Source organism: Cryobacterium sp. Hh7 (assembly GCF_004403155.1).
GTDB lineage: Bacteria > Actinomycetota > Actinomycetes > Actinomycetales > Microbacteriaceae > Cryobacterium > Cryobacterium levicorallinum.
This window is the reverse complement of record NZ_SOHG01000064.1, coordinates 110,731-136,507: the sequence shown is the minus strand read 5'-3', so window position 1 is coordinate 136,507 and position 25,777 is coordinate 110,731. Positions and strand designations below refer to the sequence as shown.

Annotated in this window: 11 protein-coding genes; 7 read left to right on the top strand and 4 right to left on the bottom strand. The window is 61.6% G+C overall.

Annotated elements, in window-relative coordinates; translation table 11 throughout:
* Nucleotides 1–26: 26 nt before the first annotated feature.
* From E3T43_RS17075 to E3T43_RS17060, 4 genes are all read right to left on the bottom strand, one after another.
* Complete coding sequence (locus tag E3T43_RS17075) at nt 27–6,434, bottom strand: DUF3320 domain-containing protein (protein WP_134473283.1); 6,408 nt, start codon at nt 6,432–6,434, stop codon at nt 27–29.
* A 144-nt stretch (nt 6,435–6,578) separates the two neighbouring features.
* The gene (locus tag E3T43_RS17070; protein ID WP_134473282.1) at nt 6,579–7,097 is read right to left on the bottom strand and encodes a hypothetical protein; all 519 of its coding nucleotides are present in this window, start codon (nt 7,095–7,097) and stop codon (nt 6,579–6,581) included.
* Nucleotides 7,098–7,438: 341 nt separating this feature from the next.
* Entirely contained in the window at nt 7,439–8,473 is a 1,035-nt protein-coding gene (locus E3T43_RS17065) for a sigma factor-like helix-turn-helix DNA-binding protein (protein ID WP_134473281.1), read from the bottom strand.
* A gap of 909 nt (nt 8,474–9,382) precedes the next feature.
* Nucleotides 9,383–9,997 carry an NUDIX hydrolase gene (locus E3T43_RS17060; RefSeq protein WP_241979062.1) on the bottom strand — a complete coding sequence of 205 codons (615 nt, stop codon included), beginning with the start codon at nt 9,995–9,997 and terminating at the stop codon, nt 9,383–9,385.
* A gap of 90 nt (nt 9,998–10,087) precedes the next feature.
* Between E3T43_RS17060 and E3T43_RS17055 the strand changes: the two genes are divergently transcribed.
* The 7 genes from E3T43_RS17055 (at nt 10,088) to E3T43_RS17020 (ending at nt 25,775) form a co-directional block, all read left to right on the top strand.
* Nucleotides 10,088–11,527 (top strand): ADP-ribosylglycohydrolase family protein, encoded by a 1,440-nt coding sequence (locus E3T43_RS17055; protein WP_134473280.1) that lies wholly within the window; start codon nt 10,088–10,090, stop codon nt 11,525–11,527.
* Entirely contained in the window at nt 11,524–12,303 is a 780-nt protein-coding gene (locus E3T43_RS17050; RefSeq protein WP_134473279.1) for a hypothetical protein, read from the top strand. Before E3T43_RS17055 ends, E3T43_RS17050 begins: the two co-directional genes overlap by 4 nt.
* Before the next feature lie 26 nt (nt 12,304–12,329).
* Nucleotides 12,330–13,304, top strand: a complete 975-nt coding sequence (locus E3T43_RS19070) for a hypothetical protein (RefSeq protein ID WP_198414391.1) — start codon at nt 12,330–12,332, stop codon at nt 13,302–13,304.
* A 374-nt stretch (nt 13,305–13,678) separates the two neighbouring features.
* Nucleotides 13,679–14,149, top strand: coding sequence for a hypothetical protein (locus E3T43_RS17035; RefSeq protein WP_134473278.1), 471 nt, complete (start codon nt 13,679–13,681; stop codon nt 14,147–14,149).
* 154 nt (nt 14,150–14,303) lie between these two features.
* On the top strand, nt 14,304–17,678 hold the full coding sequence (locus E3T43_RS17030) for a hypothetical protein (RefSeq protein ID WP_134473277.1): 3,375 nt from the start codon (nt 14,304–14,306) through the stop codon (nt 17,676–17,678).
* A complete protein-coding gene (locus tag E3T43_RS17025) occupies nt 17,665–22,707 on the top strand; it encodes a DEAD/DEAH box helicase (protein ID WP_166791365.1) in 5,043 nt (1,680 codons plus the stop codon). Before E3T43_RS17030 ends, E3T43_RS17025 begins: the two co-directional genes overlap by 14 nt.
* A 131-nt stretch (nt 22,708–22,838) precedes the next feature.
* Nucleotides 22,839–25,775 carry a helicase-related protein gene (locus E3T43_RS17020; RefSeq protein ID WP_241979061.1) on the top strand — a complete coding sequence of 979 codons (2,937 nt, stop codon included), beginning with the start codon at nt 22,839–22,841 and terminating at the stop codon, nt 25,773–25,775.
* Nucleotides 25,776–25,777: the final 2 nt, after the last annotated feature.

Here is a 25,777-nt window from a genome sequence, read left to right as displayed (position 1 = left end):
ACGGCCATCAGCCGTCGCCGCACGGATCAGCTCAGCGGGCCGCTGACGACCACCCCGGAGCCCGCACGCTCCAGCCTCCGGGACTTCAGCCCATAGATGAGCCCAGCGTCGAGCCGTTGTCCGATCGCCTCGGTAACCCGTCGACCACCGAACAGGGCCAGCGCTTCGCGTTTGAGTTCAGTCTCGTCCATTCCAGCAGCGGATGCCGCGCACTGGCGCATCGCATTGGCAATCTCCAAGAGGGAGACGTGGTCGATCAGGCGCACGCCACCGAGCGGCGTTCGCCGCGCCACGAGCCAGGTTGCCGGATCGATGTCCGTAGGCCAGTGGAAGGGTTCGTCGGTCGAACGCTGCAGCTCCGAGGGAACACAGCGCAGGATCGCCGCTGCGCGCGCTTGCGCCACACGATCGAGCCCGAACTCACTCGCCACGAGTTTAGCCAGGCGAACACTGTGCACCGGACCCTCGGCGGCAACCACGTCACGAATGACCGCTTGCACCCGGGCGGACGAGCGGGGCAGTTCGTCGAGAACGCTCACGGATCCGCGGTAGCTGGGCTGCCACTCGAAATAGGGCACGACCAGCGGATTGCTCGGGGCGGTGACGGGCATTCCTCGCAACGGTGAAGGGAGCTCTACTTGCGAGGGGTGCTTCCCAGCCGTACGAATCGGCGCTGAAGGGGGCGGCACAGAAACCGACGCCGAAGGCACCGTGACAGGGATGGGGGCCGATGGTCTCTGGGCAGCCACTCTGACGGACTCCGCAAGCCGATCCAGCGTTTCCTCACGCTGGTGCAGCCACTCTGGCATCCACACTCGTTCCACGCCGGGCCAGCGCATCAGGCCCTGCAACACGTCGACGGGCAGACCGTCACGGTCGGAGACTGTTAGGCGTGCACGCCAGTTCGGTCCGTCGAGCAGTACGGCAACCAGAGGGTGATCGGGAGCGGAGGCATCCGCAATGCTGATATCGACCCGAAATTCCGACAGGCCCACGTCGGTCTGCACGGCGAAGCCGCGACCGCGCAGCTCGGCGGCGATGTCGTCGCGATGACGATCGACCACCGACTGGCGCCGCACGTCGTCGTGCATGACTGCGGCTCCCCGATGGGCCATTTCGAGGTAGGCCTTCAGATGCTTGATGCCCACCGAACTGGTGTCCTGGGCGCGCAGCACGCCTGGGTCGAAGCTAGCGAACAACACCACTTCGCGCCTCGCCCGGGTGATGGCAACGTTGAGGCGGCGTTCACCGCCAGCCCGTGAGAGTGGGCCGAAGTTGAGCGGTACGACGCCCTTGTCGTTCGCACTGAAGGCGATGGAGAACAGAATGCTGTCTCGCTCGTCACCCTGCACGTTCTCGAGGTTCTTCACGAACAGACCGTCGGGTTCGTCGAGCGCTCGTTCCAGGCGTTCATCCGGGCTGTCGCGCAGCATATTCTCGATCAGGTTGCGCTGCTGGGCGTTGAAGGTGATCACGCCCACTGAGGGTGATTCCCCCGGCGATAGGCGAAAGCGCCGCTGGATGTCCTCGACGATAGCGGTGGCTTCCACCAGATTGGTGCGCAAAGTCTTGCCCTTGCCGCTGCGCTCGAACTGCCCGTTCACGCGCACGAGCGAGACGCCGTGGCCCGCACCGGTGGCGCCCGCCCCAACCGGAGCGGGGAACGACGACAGTCGGCTCTCGTAGTAATAGTGGTTACTGAACGCGATCAGAGACTCGTCCTGACTGCGATAGTGCCACGACAGCCACTTGCTCGACACCCGGGCGTTCACGCACTCCGTGAGAATCGACTCCTCATCAACAACTACCTCTGGCGCGGTATCGACCTCATCATCGATACTCGCGCTGGCTTCTGCGAAACTGGTCGGCGGCATCTGCTTGCTGTCGCCCACCACCACAACGGATGCCGCCCGCCCCATGGCACCAATGGCATCCGCTACCCGAATCTGCGACGCCTCGTCAAACACGACGATGTCGAACAGCCTGGCCTGCGCGGGAAAGAATCGGGCCACCGATTCGGGACTCATCAAGGTGCACGGCAGGACCTGGGTAATGAGTTCGCCGTAATTCTGCAGGAGCGCACGCACGCTCATACCGCCACGCTGCCGATCGAGCTGGCGGCGCAGACCGCCGACCTGGCCCGAGAGCGCTGTAGTGTCGAATCGGCGCAGGGCGAGCACCTCGGCCGGAATGGCGCGCGGCAGCTCGGCGCGCACGAGGCCGGTGCTCGTCGTGAATCGGCCGATGGTTTTGTTGTGCGCGATGATGTTGAAGTCGCCGAGCGCGGTGGCATCTTCGCGTTCGGAGATCGACGCGACGGCGACACCCTTGTCGAAGGCGAGCGCGGCGTCATCCGCTGGTATTCGGCCGTCGAGCAGGGAGGCGCGGGCCTCGAGAAGCCCGCTTCGTATCAGTGGTTCGAGATGACGCACCAGCGCGAGCCAGCGCTCGAGAGGCACCGGCTGTGCTGCCGCAACATTTCGCGCGGCCCGGGTTGAGGTCCAACGGGCGGTGAAGCCGAGATCCCCTGCCCAGACTGGGTGCGAGCCAAGATCGGCCGCTGTCGCAAGTTGGGTCCAGGCCTGTTCGAGCCGCTCGAGCTCACCCTGACCTGCGCCCACCGCACTCGCCGCGTAGTACTGGCGCAGGTCGGCGATACGCGCGACGCCCTGCGGGTTGAGCGCATCGCCGATCCAGCGCAGCCAGTTGATGTCTGCGGCGAGTTTCGCCGCCGATTCAGTGAGGTACGGGTTCCAGCCGACGTCCACGAGCGGGACCGGCAACTTGAGGGCAGCGCCACGAAGGCTTGCCGCTGCGGCGTGCGAGGCGGCCAGAGCGCCAGTGAGTGTCGACAGCGTCTTCAGCGGCACGGACTGGGAATCAACCTCGAGGTCGTCGGCGAACAACGCAAGAACGGCACGGCGCTTCTTCTTGCGTCGGAAGAACCCCGCTTCGTCGGCCGCGACGGCCGCGGCGTGGATAGCCGGCAGGTCGCGCGCGAGCACTATCGGCTTGACCGATACGAGCCATCCCGGGGGAGTTGCCGTCACAGTGGCGAGCTGCTGCTCGAGCGCTGTGAGGTAGGCCTTCCAGTCGTCACCGTGCAGGGAATCGATGATCGGCAGCGGGTACCTCGGGGCGGCGGAAACATCACTCCACTCGCCGATCAGGTCAGCAGAATTGCGTCGGTTGAGCGCTTCGAGGCTGAACCCGGCGGTCTCGGCGGCGACGAGAGCGCCGTCGAACGCGCGGGCGGCGGTGTGAATGGCGGCGACATCGAGCGGGTGGGTGGCTCGCTCGTCGACAAAGCCCCACGGATGTGTCGGGCTGGGCCGGGCCAGATCGCTCACCTCTGGCAGGCTCCGCAGTACCTGCCGCAGCTCGGCGAAGGCTTCGGGAGCGCTTCCGGCCACGAGCGTGGCGGGAATCTCCAGGGCGGTCACGTCGGCATCCGCTGCCAGCTCATTGGTGCGGGCGCCATAGAGCGAGAGACCCGCAGCGTTCACCTCGTGCAGGCGATCGGCATAGCGGGCAAGGGCTCCACGGCTCGACGTCGCCGCTTCGAGGTTGGTCTGCAGTGCCGCCGTGTCTGGCTGAATATGCAGGTCGAGCGCAGCCCGAATCTGGGCACGCACGGCGGCCGGCCGGGCGCTCTTATCGTGCAGGTCGAGGGAGAAGTCGCCCAGGCCCACGCTTTCGAGACGCTTCTTCACAACGTCGAGGGCCGCGCGCTTTTCGGCGACAAACAACACACGTTTACCGGCAGCGAGGGACCGAGCGAGCAGGTTGGTGATGGTCTGCGACTTGCCGGTTCCCGGCGGGCCTTCGAGCACGAACGTGCGCCCATGCACGGCTTCGGCCACCGCTTCGAGCTGCGACGAGTCAGCGGGTACCGGCACCGTTCCGCCGAGTTCGTCGAGATCGACCGCGTTGGCAGCGGAGACGGGATCAGCGTACGCGGCGGTCGGCGAGTTGATCAGGTGCGAGACCAGGCTGTTCTGCGACAGCGTCTCCCAGTTCTCGTCGAGGTCTTTCCACAGCCGAAACTTGGCGAACTGCAGAATCGACAGGTCGACGGTTTCTTCCACTCGAAACGGCAGTCCGGCTGTGGCAATGGCCTCGCGCACGGCCGTGAAAGCGGCGTGCAGGTCGATGCCGGACCCGTCGTCTGCCGGGTTGGCCAGCCCGGGAATCTCCAGTCCGAAACTCAGGCGCAGTTTCTCCAGAAGGCAGTAGTTGGGTGTCGAAGCGCCGGCGTCGTCGATCGTGAGTTTGTAGGAAGTGCCGCGGCTCGCGCTGGTCATATTGACCGGGATGAGCACCAGCGGCGACCGCAATTCGCGGTCGTTGAAGGTCCAGTGCAGCATGCCGAACGCCAGGTACAGGTTGTTGGCGCCGGTTTCCTCCACCACGGTGCGGGCCTTGTTGGCGAGGTAACGCAACTTGGGCGTATAGGCGGCCTGAGTGATATCGACGAAGGCGCTCTTCTTGTCGGCGAGCAGGATTTCGCGCACGTCTTCGGGCAGGTCGCGCCCAAAACGGATGCCCCGCACTTCGTCGATCTTCGGCACCGCGTCGGAGGGCAGGAGGGTGATTGGAGTTCCGGCGCTGATCGCGTCTTCGAGTCGGGCCACGGCCGGTGCGGGCACGGCGAGCGAATAGCCCGAGCGGTCGGTGTAGTTGATCAGCTTGTTGCGCAGGCTGAGGTCGAGCAGGGCGTTCTTCCACTGGCTGACCCGGGCGGGGACCGTGGTCGAGCCGGGTGCGGCATCCGTTGTGGACTTGCCGTAGTACGGGTCGATCGCGCGGCCGGGGGCCGGTTGGTAGACGGTTACGGTGACCTCGCCCTCGGCGCTTGTCGAGCGACTGGGCAGCGGAAAGATGCGGCTTTCGCGAGCCTGGCGAATGTCGGTGACGCCATGGAACCGGTCGAGACCGGCCGCAAGGTGCACGCTGCGTGGAAGGCGACCGGCCTCGGCAAAGCTTTTCGACTCGGTGCCACCAGTGACCGCGGTCGTTTCCAGGAGCCCAATGCTGCCGAGGTCGACAAGGTTGACGATATCGGCCACGTCGGTGAGCGCGATGGCGCCGAGCGACGAGTCGATGCGCCAGTAGCCGAGAAAGATGTGACCCTGAAGGAGCCACATCGTGGAGTTGAGTCCGGCCTGCTCAAGCGCGGCAGCCAGCGTCACCGTGGTGTCGAGGCAGGTTCCAAGCCGGCCCACGAGTACCTCCTCGGGCGTGCGCACCTTTTGCCCGCTGTTGCCCCAACTCGCGGGCGGTTCGGCGTAGCGAATGTCGCGGGCCCGCATGGCGTCCCAGATGGCCGCGACGGTGTCGTCGACGCGCTGTGTGCTCTCCGTCTGATAACCCGTGAGCGAGGAGTCGCCCGTGCTCGCCTGCAGGAGGTCGGAGGCCTCGCGCAGTAGCGGCGCGATCGCGGCCGAGTTGGGCTGCACGTGGGCGGCGAGGAGTTCCAGTCCCAGGTGCAGGGGAGTGGCGACCCACTGGTTGTAGGCGAGCACGGTCACATCGACGGATGCCTCGGCGAGCGTCGTTCCCGTACTGTGGCGCAGGGTGGCGCGGATGACTGCTGGGCGTTGTTCCTCGACGGCGAGCATTCGAGCAGGGTCGAGAATCAGATCGATCGCGCGCAGGATGGTGGACTGCTTCTCGCCGAGGTCGGCCAGAAGCACCTTGGGTCCGCCGAGCGAGCCATTGGCCGTGACGACGTCGACCTCGAGCGATGCTCCGCGGGCCTCGCCGCCGAGGTTCTCGATGACGATCTCGTCGACGATCGGCACTCGGCAGTGGGCCATGGCATAACTGAGGAACGGGACCGACGTGATGGTGAGGTGAGCAGTCGCCGCAGGTGGTGCTTCTCGGCGATCGGAGTGAACTGGGTCCTTCAGGGGTTCGGAATCGAGGGAATCGCTGTGGTCGTCACTTGAGGGCCGTTCATCGTCGGCGCGCTCGAACGCCCGGGGTGCCGGAGCGACCGGCAAGACGCTCGCTTTGAGCTCGGACACCTGCTGCGCTTGAGCATCAGCCCCGATCGACTTCAGTAGCAATTCCGCCGAGTCGAGCGCCCGGTACGCCGTCTGGGCCGTGAACTCCTGGGTGTGCGCCCACTGGTTTCGCACCTCGCGCAGTTCGCTCGCGTAAGTCTGTCCCTGGCGCGGCAACTCCTGGTCGAACGGATACCCGAGCTCTCCCATCCGCTCGGTGAGCGCTCGCAGCAGCAGCGACAGGTCGCGCGGTGAGTAGATGCCCCCGCGTCGGCCGGCGAGGTGATCCTTGCGCTCGAGAACACTCGTCCACGACACTTCGGGCGGTAACTTGGTCGCGAAGACCCGCTCGACGAACGGTTGCAACCCCTCGATGAGCAGCCCGAGGGCATCGCCGACCGTCGCGTGGTAATCGATATCGCTCACAGAATCCCCTTGTTCTAAGTGCCACTCGTGCAGTGACCATCGTGTCATCGCATGCCGACCGCTCGACGGCCCCCGGTACGCATTGTCATCGAGCTTATTGCCCGCGCAGGATCACTGCTCTATGGTGCCCACGGGGGCCAGCTGTCAACTGTTGTGGTCGTCAAATTCTTCCTGCGCCTCATCCAGGACATCTGTGGCCTCACTGATCGCGCTGTCGATCAGGTCATCGGCGTTCCGTTGAGCATCGTCACGCAGCTCGACAGCCTCTTGCCGAGCCGTTTGGATCAGTTCCGTGGCTTCCTGCTCGGCCGTTTCGAGCAATTCGGCGGCTTCTTCTTCTGCGGTTTCGAGCAACTCAGAGGCATCAGTGAGACCCGTTTCCAGCAGATCAGTAGCCTCTCGGGCCGCGGCTTTGAGAATTTTTGATCCACGCCCGGTGGCTGCCCGGGTCTGCTCGATCGTCTCTCGCATCCCTTGCACATCGAGACGTCGAATCTCCGCAAAGAGGGCTTCCATCTGGGCTTGGATCGGGCGGCTGCGCGTCTCGATAATACCGACTTGCTCATCCGGTGTCGCGGCCGCCGTGATGTCAGCGGTAACTAAAGCCGCGTCCTCTGAAAGACGCCCAAGTTCGTCAAGAATTTGCAGTTTTCGGTTGTTCAAGTCAGGATCCCCATCGAATGGTGCCAATTGCTGGCGTGCGGTGCCCTAATCGCGTTGAACCGGTCGGTCTGACCAGTTATACGCGCGAGCCTTCAACCAGAGTGTATTAGCCCCCACGAGCAGCTCACCGAGACCCGTTTTCACCGCCAAATCCAGCGTGGGGATCAGCCCCGCGGCCCGTACGAGATTTATGTCGTCGAAGGTGACCGACAAGCGGTTCGAAGTATGGATAAGTTGCATCGGGTGGATTGAGAGTGCCACTGTTGCCGCGACCACCCCACCGCACGTCTGTTCGCCGATTCGCGGCGTGGATTCTGCACGAGCCTATTACTCACGGTGCATCAGTTTGGAGCAATTACCGGGTTCGTCTTGGGAGCCGACCTCATCATCTCTCCCCAAGATCCGTACAGATTGCGCATTGAAGAAACCGACGGCCGCCGAAAGCCCGCGGCGGTCTGGGCTTGGGCCCACGGCCCGTAGTTGGCAACCGCGGGGCTGATGCCATTCGCATGGACGTGACTCTTGAAGGCAACTACGGCATCGTCATAGTCTTCCTGTGTGAACTGCACAAGTCCTTTCGGGCGTCCTTTCGCGGCCGTGCTGATGCCCATTTCGACCAGTGCTTCATTCCAGCCGCCGAATCGTTTCATCACGGTCTGGCGCGTGGGCGGCCAGGGCGAAACTCCCTTGTCGGAGACCAGTCCAAATGCGGCGACTAGCTCTTCCCTCAATTCCTGATAGCGAGCTCCGGTGATCGTTATTTCCGGATGGTCAATAGCGTGACGCTGAGCAGCGCCTATCAGTCCCAGAATGGTGGCCAGGTCGTCATCGCTTATCGTTGCGTCCCCGAGGGCGTGCGGAAGGTCATCGAAGGCCTCATCGCCTAAGTTCGCGGCCGCCCATTCACCGTCCGGAGCCAACGATAGTTCGGAACCGAGCAGATACCAGAGGCCGGCGATGATAGTCGCATCTGAAAACCGGTTCTCCATGGACTTCTTATCGAAGATGATCCCCGATCCCGCCAGCGCATCGTCGGCGACGGCTATGTTGATATCGGGGAAGACAGCCTTGAGACGAGTGATGACGGATGGTCGCGAGTAGCCGCGAGCGGCAAGATCGGCAGCAATACTCCCGAAACGTTCGAGAAAGGCCAAACGCGTTGCGCCCTGCGCCAAAAGCCCCGACTCCAGGCGCTTTGCGCGGGCTTCGCTAGCGCCTGCGCCGCCCAACTTCTTGACGATCTGCCGCACCCGTTCTCTGGTGATTCCATACTCCTCGCCGATGGAATCGAGGGTTTCACCGTTTGAATAGCGGGCGGCCATGTCCTGATCGCGGGTTTGCATCAATTCGGCATTTCTCGTTTCGGTGTTCGGCACTTGACTTGGAGGTTGGAATGATTCGCAGCTTACTGGTGCCCTCCGACACTGGCGTCCGTTGCTCCTAAATATGAGCGCGCGCGGGCACTCAGCCTGAGTGTATTGCCACGCACCCGCCTTGGTATTCGAAGGTTTTGTGGGGCGTGCGAACCATATCTCGCGACGCAGCTCGGCCCCCGGCCCTATTTAGTTCCCCCACAAATGCCCCGCTGCCCAAAGCGGCAATGACGCCTTGCGAGCCGAGCCAGCGTCAAACCCACATCCACCCGTAGCCTCCAGGAGGCAGCACCGACGCCCAACCTAGTGCGGCGATCGCCCGCTCCGGTCATGCCTCGGCGTTCCGACGGGTCCCGCAACTCACCGACTACCTCGCAGTGGAACGCGGAGCTACAAAGGTTGGTCTTGTGCTCACCCGGCGAGTATCTCGAGAGTGCTGCTTATATCTGCCAGCCGGACCGATGCTTCCGGGACAGTGTGATGCATATAGGGTTTTATGCCGACCAGGAGATCAAACCCGAGATTGCAGAGATCCTCTACATAAAGGAGTCCATCGTGTTCAACTTGGCCGAGGCTTGCGCACGCTTGAACTCGATACACGCTGAGGTGCGCCGGGTCGGGGGATTAATTCACGAAGAGGTCGCTAGGGCAACCCGAAATTCGGGGGAGGCATACAAGGTGGTTTTTCTGTCGTCCCGCAAGAGCGAAGAGACATCCGTGATGCCCCGCGCGGTGCGCAGCGATATGAAGACTGCAAACGGCAAGCCGTGGGGTTGGACACTCTCACAGCGATACGTCAGCCACGATGCTTTGATGCGCGGCCCAAAGTTTGCGTCACAACTTGGCTTGGTTAGCGACGAAGGATAGGAGGCGGACAATTTCGAGAGATACCGTGACCGGCAGCCGGGCAGCTCAGAGTTCCACGTGCCGAAACAGCTTGGCGGGCTTGCCGACCAGGCCGGGCTGGTAGGCATCCGTTTCGATCAGCTGACCCAGGACTCGCCGACGGAAGGTGTCCTTGCCGAGCGGTTCGCCCGCAATCGCGGTGTGCAGTCGCAGCAGTTCGAGCAGGGTGAACTCCGGGCCGAGCAGGCGCTCGGGGTCGGGCGCGGCGAGATACGACGCGCGCAGCGTGTCGACCGCCAGTTCGAGGATCAGTTTGTGGTCGTAGACCAGGTCTTGAACCTCTGACACGGGTTTCACCTCAACCTGCGAAATGGATGCCGCTGGCACCGCCACGTAGTGCGCCACCGAGATCACCCAGCCCCGCGTATCCCGATTGGGGGAGTCGAAAACATGCAACTGGCGCGGGTGCAAGCCCATAATATGAGCCTTGTCGTGCAGGGAACGGAGCACGGCACCGGCGAGGGTTTCGTGCTCGTGCAGGAACGTTCCGGGCAGGCGCCAGCCTTCCTTGTTCTGCACGAGCGCCACACACAGCTCACCGTTTTTCACCGTGAGCACGGCTGTATCCACGGCCACGGATGGGCGTGGATAGTCGGTTAGGGACTTTTTTGACTCGGTCACCTGCCCAATTGAAGCAGATTTGCGCTTATTCCGCAAAGCTGCACTATGGTGGAGATAGATCAAGAATGATCGAATAACAGGGGAGAGCACATGACGCATACGCACCTCACCGCCGCTCAAAAGGATCGCGCCGCCGGCGTGCTGATCGGCATGGCTTGTGGCGACGCACTCGGCGCTGGCTACGAATTCGGGCCGCCCTTGTCCAGCGGCACCGCGGTCGGCATGACGGGCGGCGGCGGCTTCAACTGGGCGCCAGGGGAGTGGACCGACGACACCTCCATGGCCGTTCCGCTGGCCCGGGCCGCCGCCGCCGGCCTTGACCTCCGCGATGAAACAGTGCTCGACGACATCGTCGCCGCGTGGGTCGACTGGGCCAAGACGGCGCCAGACGTGGGGATCCAGCTGCGGGCGATTCTGTCTCGAACCGAGCCAACGGCATCCGCTGTGCGAGCGGTGGCGAAGGCGCACCACGAACGCACCGGGCGCAGCGGCGGCAACGGTTCGCTCATGCGCACTGCCCCGGTGGCGCTCGCCTACCTGCACGACCCTGTCGCGCTCGCCGAAGCGGCCCGCACCATCAGCAGTCTTACCCACTACGAAGCGGATGCCGGCGACGCCTGCGTGCTCTGGTGCCTCGCCATTCGGCACGCGGTGCTTGAGGGTGAATTTAACGTGCGCGTGGGCTTGTCCTACCTGCCCGCCGACCGGCAGCAACTCTGGGCCGACCGCATCGCCGTGGCCGAAACCAGCCGGCCGTCGGACTTCGCCCACAACGGCTGGGTCGTCGAAGCGCTGCAGGGCGCCTGGTCGGCCATCACCACCACCAACCAAACGGATGCAACACACCTGCGTCTGGCACTCGAAGCCGCGGTGCGCGGTGGTCGCGACACCGACACCGTGGCGGCTATCGCCGGCGGGTTGTTGGGGGCGCGCTGGGGGGCATCCGCTGTGCCGGCCGCGTGGCGCCGGATCGTGCACGGCTGGCCGGGGCTCACCGCCGCCGATCTGGTGCGGCTCGGTGAACGAATCTACGGTGGTGAGGAGAAAGAGCGGTTCGACTACACCTACCTCGGTGACGTCTCGACCCTGGTGCAGCACCCTCACGACGAGGGGGTCTGGATCGGCGCGGCAGGAGCACTCGACGTATTGCCGCCCGAGGTCGACGCGGTGGTCTCGCTCTGCCGAGTGGGCACGAAACAGGTGCCCGGGCGTATCCGTCACGTGGTGGAGGTGCGCCTTATCGACGAAGACGACGCCAAATACAACCCAAATCTCGACTTCGTGCTCCGCGACACCGTCGCGGCGATTGTCGATCTGCGGACGGAAGGGCACACCGTGTTGCTGCACTGCGCGCAGGCGCAGAGCCGCACGCCATCGGTCGCGGCGCTGTACTCGGCCCTCTATAAAGGAGTGCCCATCGACCAGGCACTCGCCGAAGTTTTGGCGGTTCTCCCGCGCACCACGCCAAAGCGGTTTCTGCGAGACGCCATCACGCGCCTCGCCACCACCACCGAGGAGACGAGCAAATGAACAACCCAGCATCCAACGATTCCGGAAATAACTCGTCCACCAACGGTGACGAAGAAGGTGGCGACGGCTACGAGGAGTACAACCCGCCCGCCGACCGCTTTCTCACCGCGCAGATCTGGTGGCTGGCCAGCGAACTTGTGCGTCGGCACCCGCACCTGCGCATCTCGGGCCGCGAGGTGCCCGGCGACGGCCGCCTGGTGATGGTGCACGACGAGCAGGACAGCCTGAACATCCAGTGGGATCTCGTGGGCGGCTGCAAATACCTGGTCAATGGCGTGGTCACAAGCATCAGCTGGATCGAGATGATGGCGGCGATCAGCCCGCACGAGACCATCAAGCGCATCGAAGTGGGCACCGGGCTCGGCATCCCCAAAGCCACGCCGGTCACCACGCCGCACTCGCTCACCTACCGGGTGATCGCCAGCGCGCTCGCCACAGCGGTCGACGACCGGTACGAGTGGTACGCGGTGCCGGCGCCCATGGATCCCTACGACGACCCCGACTGCCCCTACTTTCTGCCGTTTGAATCGGCCCAGAAAGCGCGCGACGATTACGCCGAAGCAGTGGATGCCCAGATTATCGCCACCGGCCGCGACATCCACTTCTTTCAGCCGTTCTGGGCGCTGCTGCGCAACCTCGAGCCGATCGCGATCTTCGATTCGGCCGGCGTGATCCACACCGTGATGGGTGGCACCGAGCTGATGCCCGCCTACGACCAGATCCACCGCAACCTCACCATCACCACGGCCCGCGTTCTCGGCCCATACTTGCCCTGATGACACCAGCACCAAGGAGTACCACCATGACCAATCCCGCACCGAAGAAGATCCTCTACATAGACCTCGACAACACGCTCGTCGACTTTCCGAGCGGAATCCGCCGGCTCAGCGATGAGGCGAAACTGGAGTACGCCGATGGCTACGACGACGCCCCCGGCATTTTCGCCCTCATGGACCCGCTACCGGATGCCCTCGCCGCGTACCGCGAGCTGGCCCAGCACTTCGACACCTACATTCTGTCGACGGCGCCGTGGCACAACGCCTCCGCCTGGCACGACAAGGTGCGCTGGGTGCAGACGCACCTCGGGCTCACGAGCGAGACCGTCGCCTACAAGCGGCTCATCCTCTCGCACCATAAGAACCTCAACCGTGGCGACTTTCTGGTCGACGACCGCTCGGCCAACGGTGCTGGCGAATTCGAGGGGGAGTGGCTGCAGTTCGGGCCGGGCGCGGCCTACCCGACCTGGGCATCCGTCACGGAGTACCTGCTGTCGCGGGCCGAGCCGTCGATGCTCGACGTCGCGGTCAACCTTGCCCGTTCGGCGCACGCCGGTCAGCGCGACAAGCTCGGCGTCTCGTATATCTGTCACCCGCTCGCCGTGATGCGCCGGGTCACCACCGACGACGAGAAGATCGTGGCGGCCCTGCACGACGTGGTGGAAGACACCGCCGTCACGCTCGATTACCTGCGCACGCTCGGCTTCGCAGATCACGTCGTCGCGGCAGTGGATGCCATCACCAAGCGCAAAGGGGAGCCACTCGCCGAGTCGATGGCACGGGTAGCATCCGACCCGCTGGCCCTGATCGTGAAGCGGGCCGACATCTCGCACAACGCCGACCCGGTGCGTCAGGAAGGGCTGTCGGACGAGGCGCGCGTGCGGCTCACAGAGAAGTACGAGAAGTCGGCGTTGCTGTTGGGCACGACGCTGGGGGAGATTCTTGAGGCGCACGAGACGCCCCGATCGAGTGAGCTCGTGGCAGAAGTTCGCGGCGCCTGAACGTGAGTGATCGCTTCTTCATTCATCGACAGCGCTGAAACGAGTACCCGTCGGCACACCTCCACTCCGCCGACGACGCTCGGTTCGGCCTTGAAGCTCAGCAAGGCGGTCAGTTTGAGTGGTTTTGGGGTGTCCCCGGCGTATTCCATGCCTTGGCGGCCCCGCTCTCCGGCCAGAAGGTTCCCGCTGCGCCGGACCCACGTGATGCTCACGGGCAGTCCCTGGGCTGCGGGGCTTCGCCGCACTATTTGTTGCTCCATCGTCTGGGATGGGCGCACCCTGACAAAGGACTGCGATGGTGGTCTGACGCTGGGAAGCCGGTCGACGATCCGACGCTGGCTCTCATCTCTGAGGTGTGGGAACGTGATGGAAACTTGGACGTGTATCTTTGCTGGCTCTTGCGCGGTCAGCCAGAATTCCTTGGCCAGGACTATACCTTGGTACCCAAGTGGTCGGAACATCTCCGGCCGCTGGCGGCACCGTGGGAGCGGTGGGCGAATGAAGTTCAAGCGGCCACGGGGCTTTCGGGATCGAAGAACTTCCAGGTGGAAGGGGGGCCTCTGCATCCGACCGGTCATTCGGGAGAGGGAGGGAAAGCAGACCCGACTTCGTCGATTTCCGTGATCTCACGCAGCGAGTGGCGGGCTGTATTCCTGACGAGCACCATGGAGGCCTGGTACTTCGACCTTGACAAGCAGGCGAAGAAGTTGGATGACATCGGGCAGCGGGCGTTGAAAGTCGACGTCATTGTCAGGCCGGTTGGATTCCTTGGGACATTCCGGCGGCCCAGCGTGACCGGACTGTGGTTCACTGGGCGGCATCGAAACCATACGCCGGGCAACTAAAAAGACAGAACAACAAATTGAAGGAACTTTGTGGCGATCTTGAGAGCCTCTGGGCGAGCGGCACCGGCGCGGCACGCAATGTCAGTGGTGTTCGGTACAGTCAAATCCAAGACGAGTAGGGCAGCGTTGCTTTACCGTCATGGGGGGATGGGCCATGAATGAAGTCATTACGGGGAATGTTCAAGTCGCAGGTGCGCTCACGGAGATCAGGCTCCGCGAGCTCTCGGTCGAGTGGACCCAAGGCCTCCGAGGCGTCTCGCTGATTGCTGAGCTGCCGTTTCGTGACGACGAGGCGTACGCCGGCCTGTCTCGTGTCGTGATGCATTACAAAAATGCCCGAGGTGACGATCGGACTCGAGTTCTTCGCCAATATCGTGCCGCTCTACTCGTCGGCCTCACCAGCATTGCGGCAAACGAATATGCAGAAGGCACATTCTGGCCGGCGGTTAGTCGCTGTTGTGGTCAGTCTCTGAACGCCGTACATCAAGGGGATCTGGGCAACGCGTTCTTGTCCGGGCTCGATATATTTGGTCTTTCGAGGTTCGAAACGCCACACCGTTACTTGGGTGAGATTCTCATGCACGCGGCAATTTCGGTTTCCGGCTTGGCGGCATATCTGGAACTTCTAGGAAAGAAAGACACCGGAGACAGGATCTCGGGTGCGGTGTTCAACGCCTGGATTGCGCGCACCGACCCGCAGTCTCTAACCGCGGGGCATCATCTCCCAGTCCCGGTCGTACGGTTTCTTACCCATGGGCGCGAGGTCGCCGAAGATTTCACCGATCGATCCCTCGATATGTTGGCGGCACTCGGGCAAGACGCCGAAGCCGACTTGTCAGCAATCGGTCTTCCCCAGCGCATAACCGACGAGGCAACGCAGCTGTTTGCGGAAGGCGCCCTGCGCCACTCGGGTTCTCGTCGAGGCAAGAGAACAGGAGCCACTCAGGTTGCGCCAGAGCTCCGGTACGATCCCATCCTTCTTGGCGTTTTCGTGAGTCTTCCGCCGCTTGCAGCCGAGGGGGTAGACCTTCAATGGACCGTGTCTACTGCGGAGCGAGTTAACCATAAAACGGTTGAGGCTGCCTGGCCCGGCGAGCCATCCGTTGGCGCTCAGATTGGCGTGAGCGCACCGAGCGCGCTGGTCGAGGTTTCCGTTACGCCGGGCTCCAGCGCTTGGAGCTTGGATCTGGTTCGCCAAGAAGACCCGCTACTCATTTTTGATGACTCGGGCAAGCTCTTGGCGCCCCGCAGCCTCTTGCCTCAAACAGACCTCACGCTGCTTTACCCGCGCATGGTTCCGGGGATAACAGGGCTTGAGTTAGCCGTCATTGAGTCGGATATCGGCCGCATCGAGGCCCCTGAGTTTGACCCACCCTTTGGTTGGGAGGAATGGACGGTAGTTCGGATTAGTGCCACCCACCTGAAAAGCGTGCGGCTAACAACAGTGCCTGTGTGGAGAACGGTCTCCAGTATTGAGAAGCCGCGACTCGGTGCGAAGACGCCTCTCAAACATGCTTTCTCACGCGACGGAGATGTCGTTCTTGCCCAACCGCCCACGATAATCTTGCCGAAATCAAGCGACGGAGCGGAAGTCTCGTGGCTCGTCGAAATTACCTCAGTTGCGACGGGACTGACCCTCGTGTCCGTAGAGCGTGCGGTCAGCTCTCTCGAGGAGGAGATCTACCCCTGGCCGATCGCGCACGAACCTCTGATCGGGAGATTTGCCATTCGGGTGAGAGGTCCTTTGGGGCGTGGTTTGGTTACCGAAGTCGTCCTTGCAGAAGGCTTTGCTGTTGAGTCATCTTCGATTTTTCGAATGATGCGCGCAGACGGCCTCGGGTTGGAGCCATGCGAGCTCAACGTATTTTCGGAGAACTCCACGTTTAGCGCAGAACCGTCATTAATTTCAATGGCTCCGGATCAGATCAAGGCTCAGATCGCCATTCAGGATCCGGCTGGCGAGACGCAGCTGACACTCAGCGTCGAAGTCGATCACATGACGGTGAGTCGAGTATTCGACGGTGGTATCCCTGCGGTATCAACGCAATTCCAGCAACTAGATATTGAGTTTCTTTCCCGCACACAACTTCAGATCGTCACGCCCAACGATGCCTACGTCGACCTCGTCCTCACGACCTCGACCGGTATCGTCCAGACCCTTGCCGTCAAAGGTGTGAGGGGGCGGAGATCGTTCAGCTTGGCGGAAATCTCGGATTCGGTTACTGATGCGGGAGAGGGGGTGTTAAGACTCGCGGTGAATGGCGTGCCCATTCCAATTGCGGAGTGTCGGCCCCGTCGCTTGGCAGCGAAGCTGGATCACCACGTTGGGGAAACGCTAACGGTCGTGGGGCTCAAGACCCGGCGCCTCGTCAACGCTGCCGTGTACTCCGACTATGCGCCATGGCTAGGCCCACATGCAACGACAGTATCTCCTGAAGGTGTTATCCATCTGCCGCCCCGGCTACAGGGTTTGGCTGCGTACAAAGTCATGCTTCGCGCAGATACTGGTGGGCTCACAGAAGCGTGGCCGTACCTGCCAGATCACTCCGACTTGAATACCCTCCAGGTCTCCATTCAGCCTCTTGTCCCGCATGCGGACTTGGACCATCGGGAACTAGCGCTGTGGCTGGCGAATACGGAAACGCCTCTGGATACCGTCATAGACCCATTGGTTGCAGCGATGCTCTTCATTGAGGTTGAAAACCTGTCTGTCGTGCGCAGACACCATTCCATCCGTGAGTCCATGGCCGAACAGCTGCGCTCGACCTCAGACTGGTTCCCCACCCTTCTCAGAAAAACTGAGTACTCATACCGGGAAATCACGCCGCTGCTGATTGCAACGGGAATGTCCACCTCGTATTGGGAAACAACTCAGGCCCAACAGGATGCTTCGGTTTGGGAAAGATCCCCACTGGCAGCAATACTCACCGCGCCTGGTGATCAGACTGAGGCGAAATTGGGCTTTCGCACTCACGCGGTGGAGCACTTTGGTGCTTCAGCATTGATCCTGATGGACGGGTTGGTGGATCCACTGCGCGCCGTTGGAGGCTTCGAGAAGAACGTCTCCTATCTCGCGATGTTGCCCCTGCAACGCTTGTCAGAGATGCGTCGGGAATCCAAAATTGTACCGGCCCTGTATCTGGACAAAGATTCACGGGCAGCCCGCGGCTGGGACTTATTCCTCGCCCGGGAAGATCGTGAACTTCGGACAGTCTGCGTGGCCGCGCAAGAACTACATTCAGCGCTGGGTTCAGTGCTGTCCCAGGTGGGGGACGCCTCGACTGTTGATGTCATGGACTGTCGCTTCGCCGGAGAGTTTGGATGGCAGGCGTTGTCTGCGCTTTCAATGGGCCTCGCACTAGCCGCACGGCTCTCAGCCCGGGGTCACGGCAAAGCCAGTTTAATCTCGCGCCACTATGGGGCGTTATACACAAAATTTGCTCGGTGTGAGCCGGGCCTTATCCAGCAGGACCTCGTCCTGGCAGAGCTTTACCTCCGAGGACGAGAGCACGCTCATGACGGCAGTTGATCCCATCGCAGTCAGCTCTACGATTAGCAGAAGCTATCAGCGGTACCTGGCTTCTCTCCTGCAGCCGAACGATCCGGTTCTCGCGCGAGCGCTGTCGAAGGCCATCTACGGACTTGAGTCCACAGCTCTCGTCAAAGGCCCTTACTTGGAAATATCCCCGGCCTACGTTCGCGGAAGTTCCATCCGAGATCTCATCGCAGAGGGGGTACTGAGCTCCCATTTTGAGTCACTCAACCCCGCCGAGATGCCTATCGATCGTTCCCTGTACAAGCATCAAGAGGTAGCCATTCGTAAGGCGGCCTTGGGCCGTAATCTCGTCGTTGCAACGGGTACCGGTTCAGGCAAGACAGAGAGTTTCACGCTTCCAGTGCTGAATTCACTATTCCGCGAGCTGGAGGAGGGTATCCTCAGCCCCGGCGTACGGGCATTGGTTCTGTATCCGATGAACGCGCTTGCCAACGATCAGCTGAAGCGCATGCGGAAGCTGCTGGAGACAACTCCGACAGTCACATTCGGGCGATATACCGGCGAAACACCTGAGTTGAAAAAAGACGCAGATAATGCTTTCAAGGAGCAGTTTCCCGGGGCGAAACGCCTTCCTAATGAGCTGCTCAGCCGCGAGGAAATGCGCGCAAATCCTCCGCACATCTTGCTCACGAACTACGCCATGCTCGAGTACATGCTGCTCCGCCCGACGGACATGGACCTTTTTGAGGGCGCTTTTGGAGGTCATTGGAGTCATCTAATCGTCGACGAAGCGCACGTCTACAACGGTGCATCCGGGGCCGAAGTCGCCATGCTGCTTCGCCGACTCAAGGATCGAGTCGCCGCAACTTCTGAGCTTCGTTGCGTCGCAACGACAGCAACGGTAGGGCATGACCCTGCGCCAATCGCGCAGTTCGCTCGTGATCTTTTCGGAACCAAATTCGAGTTTGTGGAAGAGGACACAAGCCGACAAGACCTCGTCTTTTCGGAACGAGTCAAGATCAAAGTTGCCGATCCCTGGGGACCATTGCTACCAGAAGAATATGAGCGCCTGTCAACCGCTGGTTCAGCGGATGCCGACCGAATCCTTCTCGAGGCTGCAAGACGCTGTGGCAGGGAGTTCGATTCGTCGGCAGAAGCTTGTGTTGAACTGCGTGAGCTGGTGGCTCTAAAGAACCTGCTGGATAATTGGCCGGCAACCGCACGCAAAGCAGCAGACCAGGTCTTTGACGAAACCGGCGAGGCCCTCAGTCACCTCACTACCCTGGTCGCGATTGCGACGAGCCTTAGAGACGCAACCGGCGATCCTGTCTTGTCGGCGAGATACCATCTCTTCGCTCGCGCGACGGAGGGCGCTTTCAGCTGCCTTTCGCCATCGGGCCCTCATGTGTTTCTATCCCGCCACGATACGTGTCTTACCTGTCGTTGGGCGAGCTCGGAGGTCGCCGGCTGCACCCGATGTGGGTCAAGTTACCTTGTGGGGGCTGAAGTGCGTGAAAACGGTTCATTCATGTTCCGGCCACGCAAACAAGACTCAGACAAATCAGTACTTCTGGGACTCGTAAGTACACAGTCTGCCGTGCACATCGACTTTGATGAAGACGAAATGGTTCTTGAAGAAACCGATCCAGGCGCCGACGCGACACCCACAACGGTTTGCCCGAAGTGCGGATGGCTGTCGCCCGCAGCGGCCAAGCTGTGCGGAAACTCAGAGTGCTCAGGAGAATCGACAGTGTTGGCTCTTCGTGTCGTGGGAGGCTTGGGTTCTGTTTCCCAGTGCGTCTTCTGTGGGGCTCGTTCCCATGGTGGCCGCCGAGTAATCCGAGCTCTAGAGAGCGGAAGCGATGCAGCGGCAGCTGTGTTGTCCACGGCGCTTTACCAATCGCTTCCGCCAGCCCCTTCTCCCGAACAAGCAGATTTGCCTGGAGGCGGACGTAAGCTTCTCGTGTTCAGCGACAGTCGTCAGCAGGCGGCCTTCTTTGCTCCCTATCTCGACCGTTCGTATGGCCGCATCATGCAACGAACGCTCGTCAGTGGTGCGCTTGAAATGGCGTCTGAATACGATGAATCATCCTCGCTGTCGAGCCTGTCAAAGGCCGCCATCATCCTTGCCCGGCAACAGTCGTTCTTCGATCGAAACACCGATGGATTCGAACTTTCGGCCACCGTGAATACTTGGATTCAGACTGAACTAGTCGGAACAGATGCTTCTATGTCGCTTGAGGGTGTCGGTCTGGTGCGTTGGTTCATGCGAGAGCCTGCTGATACCCCATCTCTTCTTCCCCTTCGCGAGCTGGGTCTTACGCCAAGGCAGGCCCTCGATCTAGCGCAGGAGCTATGTCGGGGTCTTCGTCTCAACGGCGCTCTCAGTGCACCACCGAACGTAGACGTCGCGTCAGAGGTTTTTGAGCCACGCAAGGGCCCGGTCTTTGTTCGCGGTTTCGGGTCCGACCCGAAAAGAAAAGTTGTCAGCTGGAATCCAATGTCGGGGCGTAACTCGCGTGTGGACTATCTACAGCGTGTGCTCACGAAATTGGGCAGTGCTGCGGAGGCGTCTGCGATCACCGAGAAAGTTTGGACTGCCCTGAATCAGGGTGAGTTCTCGTCGTGGTTCAGCTCAGTCACCATCGCGGGAATGGGACTGCTCCAACAGCTCAACCATTCGGAAGTTCGGGTGTCCCGCGTGGTATCTCGAGGCCAGAGCTGGCGTTGTCAAACCTGCCGGCGACACACACCCTTCAATGTGGTCGATGTATGTCCTCGGTTTCGGTGCGACGGCCGCTTGCAAGCGTGGGAACCTGTGGAAATCTCGGAGGACCAAAACCACTACCGGGTGCTCTATCGGTCACTTTCGTCAATTCCCCTGAGTGCAAGTGAACACACGGCGCAATTTACCCCCGAGCGCGCCGCAGAAGTGCAAAGGGATTTCGTCGGTGGCAGAGTCAACGTACTCTCCTGTTCTACAACTTTCGAGTTGGGCGTCGACGTCGGAGAATTACAGACTGTTTTCTTGAGAAACGTGCCACCTTCGAACGCTAACTATGTTCAGCGCGCGGGCCGTGCGGGGCGACGTATCGACTCCGCTGCCCTGATTCTCACCTACGCACAAAAGCGTTCTCACGACCTGGCGAAATTTGGGAAGCCGGACGAGATGATCGCTGGTCGCATTCGGCCGCCCTTTGTCCCGTTGGACAATGAGCGAATCGCCGCACGTCATGTCTACTCGGTGATCATGTCTGATTTCTTCGTTCAACAATTCCAAGACGCCGGGTTGAATTTCAAGAACGCCCATGAATTCTTTTCGGCCGAGAATCCACAGGCGAGTTCAGCCTGTGCAAAAGCCATTCACTTCGTACAAAACATGTCGCCTTCGGTTGTGGCCAAGGCAAAACGCTTCTTGCCGCCGCGTATCAGGGAATCTGTGGATGACTACTGGACAACGTGGATGGCGAACCTTGTCGATCTTCTCGAGACCGCTCAGAAAATGTACACAGTTGAAGCTGAGTTCTATGAATCCAAGATCGCCGAACACGCCGCCGCCAAACGTTACACGGTGGCGGCAAAACTGGAGCGCACCGTTCGAACGCTCGAGAAGAGATACCTCCTGGGAGTTCTGGCGAATGCGAACATTTTGCCCAAGTATGGCTTTCCTGTAGACACTGTGGAGATGAAGACCCGCACGGGCCAAGCGGCCGCATTCGGGTTGGAGCTCAGCCGCGACCTGTCTCAAGCGATCTTCGAATACGCGCCAGGTTCTGAAGTAGTTGCGGGTGGTTATCTGTGGGAGTCGCGGGGCCTCTTCAAATTGAAGGATAAGGACCTACCTGAGCCGTATTTCGCAGCGTGCACGAAATGCAACGCCTATCTTGAATCGCTCGATAAGCTGCCCGCGGTCTGCCCTAACTGCGAAACTCCCTTTGCGGGAAATCCGAAACGATATGTGCAGCCGCGGTTTGGTTTCATTGGCCACGGAGGAGATCGCAGACCCGGGGAGGCCATGCCCCGAACGGCACGCACAAGCGAGATTTACTTGGTGGGTGCGGGTAAACAGATTTCTTCGGTCACGCAGAATTTTGGAGAGGTCGCGCTGGAAGCTCGAGTATCAGAGAAGACCAAGATGAACCGCATGAATCTGGGCTACAGAGGCTCAGGCTTCGCGATATGTGAGTGGTGCGGCTTTGGCATGCCCGCTGCGCTTGCCTACGGGCCCAAGAAGAAGAGCAAACATGAGGACCCTCGGTCAGAAAGGCCCTGCGGCGGTCCAATGCGCGCTCTAAATCTGGCTCACGTCTTCGAAACCGACGTCCTAGAACTGAAGGTTCTGGGCTCCACATTTCTGGCTTCGGATGAAAAACGGATGTCAGTTCTCTCGGCCCTCCTCGAGGGCGCGTCCGAGGCACTCCACATTGCTCGGGACAACATTGATGGCACCTTCATCACAGATATGAACGGTAATCCGGTGTTCATCATCATGGACACGGTACCGGCTGGTGCCGGTTACGCACGAAAGATTGCCGACAACCTCCAGCAGGTTCTCGACGGTGCCTGGGAGAGGGTTTCGTCCTGCGAGTGCGGCATAGAAACAAGTTGTTACAGCTGTCTCCGATCGTATTTCAACCAGCGGAACCATGAACAGATGGTGCGCGGGGACGCCCTGGATTTCCTCAATCACGCGCTGGGGCGTCAAAGCCGCTCGGCGCCCGATGACTATGAGACCGAAACTAAGGTCGATAGCAGCGTCATCGTGCCATCACCGTGGGTTCCTCTCCATCAACTCAGCGATGAAATTGGAAGGGTCGCCTTGGTCGTCTTCGAGAGGGAGGGACTTCCCCTGCCCATAATCGGGGCAGATATCGGCCATAAGAATGAATGGCAGGTTGAGTATGCATGGCCTGACGCAAAGGTGGCGTTCTCAATTGACGTCGAAATGCATCGGGATGAATGGCTGCGCGCGCAAGGGTGGCAGGTTTTTCACGCGGACGGGCCTTCGCACTCCGCGGAGACTGCAGTTTTGACGGCCGAGGCCATAAAGGATTGCGTCTAGTAGTGCGAACGGAGACTAATCAACGTTAGGCCTCGACCTGGCCAGTCACACTCCAGGTCGTAGATAAGCTAACAATCAACGCCAGGAACCGCAGGTTCTTGCGCGCGAACGGCGGGGGCGCCGGAATGGAGATGTCAGGGGTGACACAGTCAATGCTGGGGCAGTCAGAAGCAAGCACCACGATCCAGGAAGGGCATCGCGATCTTGCAGTCGCCCCGGGCTCGATTGTTGTGGTTCGAGATGCAGAATGGCTGGTCACGAGCACGGAAGCGACAACCTCCGGAACGCTGATTCGCGTTCAGGGCCTCTCTGAGCTCGTCCGCGACTCGACGGCAGCGTTCTACAGCGACATCGATGACATCGTGCCGCTCGACCCCGAGCAGGCCGTCGTCGTCGGTGACGAGTCAGCTGGCTACCGCACTGCGAAGCTCTGGCTCGAGGCCACTCTCCGCAAATCACCCATTCCGCTCAACGCGCCCGAGCTCACGGTCTCCACTCGCATGCTTGCCGACCCGTTGGCGTACCAGCAGGCGGCTGTACGCAAGGCGCTTGATCCCGAGAATCTGCGCCCGCGCATCCTCATTGCTGATGCGGTAGGCCTCGGCAAGACCCTCGAGATCGGTATGATCCTCTCCGAGCTCGTTCGGCGCGGTCGCGGTGAACGCATCCTGATCGTCACACCGCGCCACGTGCTCGAGCAGATGCAGCACGAGATGTGGACGCGATTCGCGCTCCCATTCGTGCGACTCGACTCCGTCGGCATCCAGCGGGTACGCCAAAAACTCCCCGCCACTCGTAACCCGTTCAGCCTGTACAAGCGCGCCATTATCTCCATCGACACGCTCAAGCAGGAAAAGTACCGCTCGCACCTCGCGAAGCACAAGTGGGATGCCGTGGTGATCGACGAGTCTCACAACATCACCGGCGCCACTCTCAACAACCGCCTTGCCCGAATCCTCGCGCCGAACACCGAGGCCTTGATTCTCGCAAGTGCTACCCCGCACAACGGCAAGAAGGAATCTTTCGCGGAGCTCATTCGCTTGCTCGAACCCACTGCGGTCACCCCCGACGGCGAGATTATCGAGTCTGAGGTGAAGCGACTGATCATCCGCCGCCACCGCCACAGCGAAGAGGTCGCCCGCGAGGTGGGCGCCGACTGGGCCGAGCGGATGCCGCCCCAGCACTTCCTCGTACAGGCGTCACCGGCCGAGAACGCCGTGGCCAACGAGCTTGCAGACGTCTGGCTTCACCCCGAGAACGGGTCTTCGCCATACTCGAGCGACAATGGCGGCCTCTTCCCCTGGACGCTCGCGAAGGCGTTCCTCTCGTCCCCGGCGGCGCTCAAGGAATCGGTCAAGGAGCGGTTGAAGAAGGTCACGCCCTCTGCCGACGAGAGCCAGGCCCGGGAGCGCGAGGCGCTCGAGTACCTCGGCGAGTTGTCAGATGCCGCTCTGGTGCAGCCCTCAGCCAAGTACACGAAGCTCGTCGAGTACCTCAAGTCGATCGGCGTCAGCCGCACGGGAACGGAACGCGCCGTCGTGTTCTCAGAACGCGTCGCCACCCTGCACTGGCTGCGCGCCAAACTTCTCACCGACCTCAAGCTCAAAGACGAACAGGTTCGGGTGCTCCACGGCGGGCTGAACGACGTTGAGCAGCAGGAAATCGTGGAGAGCTTCAAGCAATCCTCCTCGCCGATCCGCGTGCTCATCACCGGCGACGTCGCTTCCGAGGGTGTCAACCTGCACTCCCAGTGCCATGAGCTGATCCACTTCGACATTCCGTGGAGCCTCATCCGCATCGAACAGCGCAATGGCCGCATCGACCGCTACGGCCAGAAGCACCGCCCGCAGATCAGCACGCTGCTGCTCGACCCGGCGAATGCCAACTTCGCCGGCGACATTCGCGTCTTGAAGCGCGTGCTCGACCGAGAGAACGAAGCTCATGGCGCGCTCGGCGATGCCGCGTCGCTCATGGGTCACTACGACGCGAAGCTCGAAGAAGACGATATTCGCAAAGTCCTGGCCGGAAAGAAGAATCTCGACGAGGCCGTCCCCACAACCGATCACGTGATCGACAACGGTGACAGCATTGGCGCGCTCATGGCACGACTTGCTGCCGCTCAAAGCTCACCGGCGAAAGTGACGACGGCCGGAGCAACGGATACCGGCAGCGGCCTCTTCGCCGATGACACGGCGTTCCTCCGTGAAGCGCTCCAGGCGACGTTCGCCACCCCCGCAGCCTCGGTCTCCGACAACGGCGTGAACTGGCACGAATACCCGAACCACGGCCTGGTATCGCTCTCGCCCACCCGTGATCTCGCGCAGCGCCTCGAGGTGCTGCCGCAGACCTACCTGAGGGACCGCAACGTGCTTGACGAGCTCAAGCTCGTCGTCTCCCCCCAGCGCGGAAAAGCGCTGCTGCAAGACGCTCGAGATAACAAGGCCAGCACGTCGCTGTGGCCGGAGGCGCACTACCTCGGCCCGTTGCATCCGGTATTGGAATGGGCCAGCGACCGCGCCCTCTCCAACCTCGGCCGCAACCAGGTCTTCGCCGTGCGTGGCGAGGTTGACGTGCCCACTGTGCTGCTGTTCGCCACGCTCACGAACCGTCGCGGTCAGGTAGTCGCCAGTTCGTACATTACGGCGCAGATTCCCGACCCCGCAGACCCGGAGTTCGTGCTGCCGACCGCCCACGGTACGGCCCACGAGGCTCTTGAAACCATCGGATTCACCGGTGCAACGGCAATCAACTATGGTGCGGTCACGGTCGATCACCTGCAAGGGCTCATCGCACCGGCCGTGCGCGCCGCTCGAGCTCTCGCGGACCAGTTCTCTGACGCTTCGGCGACCACCATCGAGCAGCGCATCGACCGCTGGTCAACTCGGGTTGACCTGTGGGAAGAAGAAGCCAACGCCCTCATCCAGATCAAGGACTTGAAGTTGCGCCGCGTAACCGTGGAGCAAGAGCGGTTGATGGCCGAGTCGATGAAGCCACACCAGCAGTTGGTGCGCCCATTGCTCGTGGTGGTTCCACAGGATTTCATGAATGAGAACGGCACGGGGGAGTAGCG

What these genes read in the sequence shown, in the direction of transcription:
- E3T43_RS17055 (WP_134473280.1), top strand. Translation starts at nt 10,088, where the DNA reads ATGACGCATACGCACCTCACCGCCGCTCAAAAGGATCGCGCCGCCGGC.
- E3T43_RS17050 (WP_134473279.1), top strand. Translation starts at nt 11,524, where the DNA reads ATGAACAACCCAGCATCCAACGATTCCGGAAATAACTCGTCCACCAAC.
- E3T43_RS19070 (WP_198414391.1), top strand. Translation starts at nt 12,330, where the DNA reads ATGACCAATCCCGCACCGAAGAAGATCCTCTACATAGACCTCGACAAC.
- E3T43_RS17030 (WP_134473277.1), top strand. Translation starts at nt 14,304, where the DNA reads ATGAATGAAGTCATTACGGGGAATGTTCAAGTCGCAGGTGCGCTCACG.
- E3T43_RS17025 (WP_166791365.1), top strand. Translation starts at nt 17,665, where the DNA reads ATGACGGCAGTTGATCCCATCGCAGTCAGCTCTACGATTAGCAGAAGC.
- E3T43_RS17020 (WP_241979061.1), top strand. Translation starts at nt 22,839, where the DNA reads ATGTCAGGGGTGACACAGTCAATGCTGGGGCAGTCAGAAGCAAGCACC.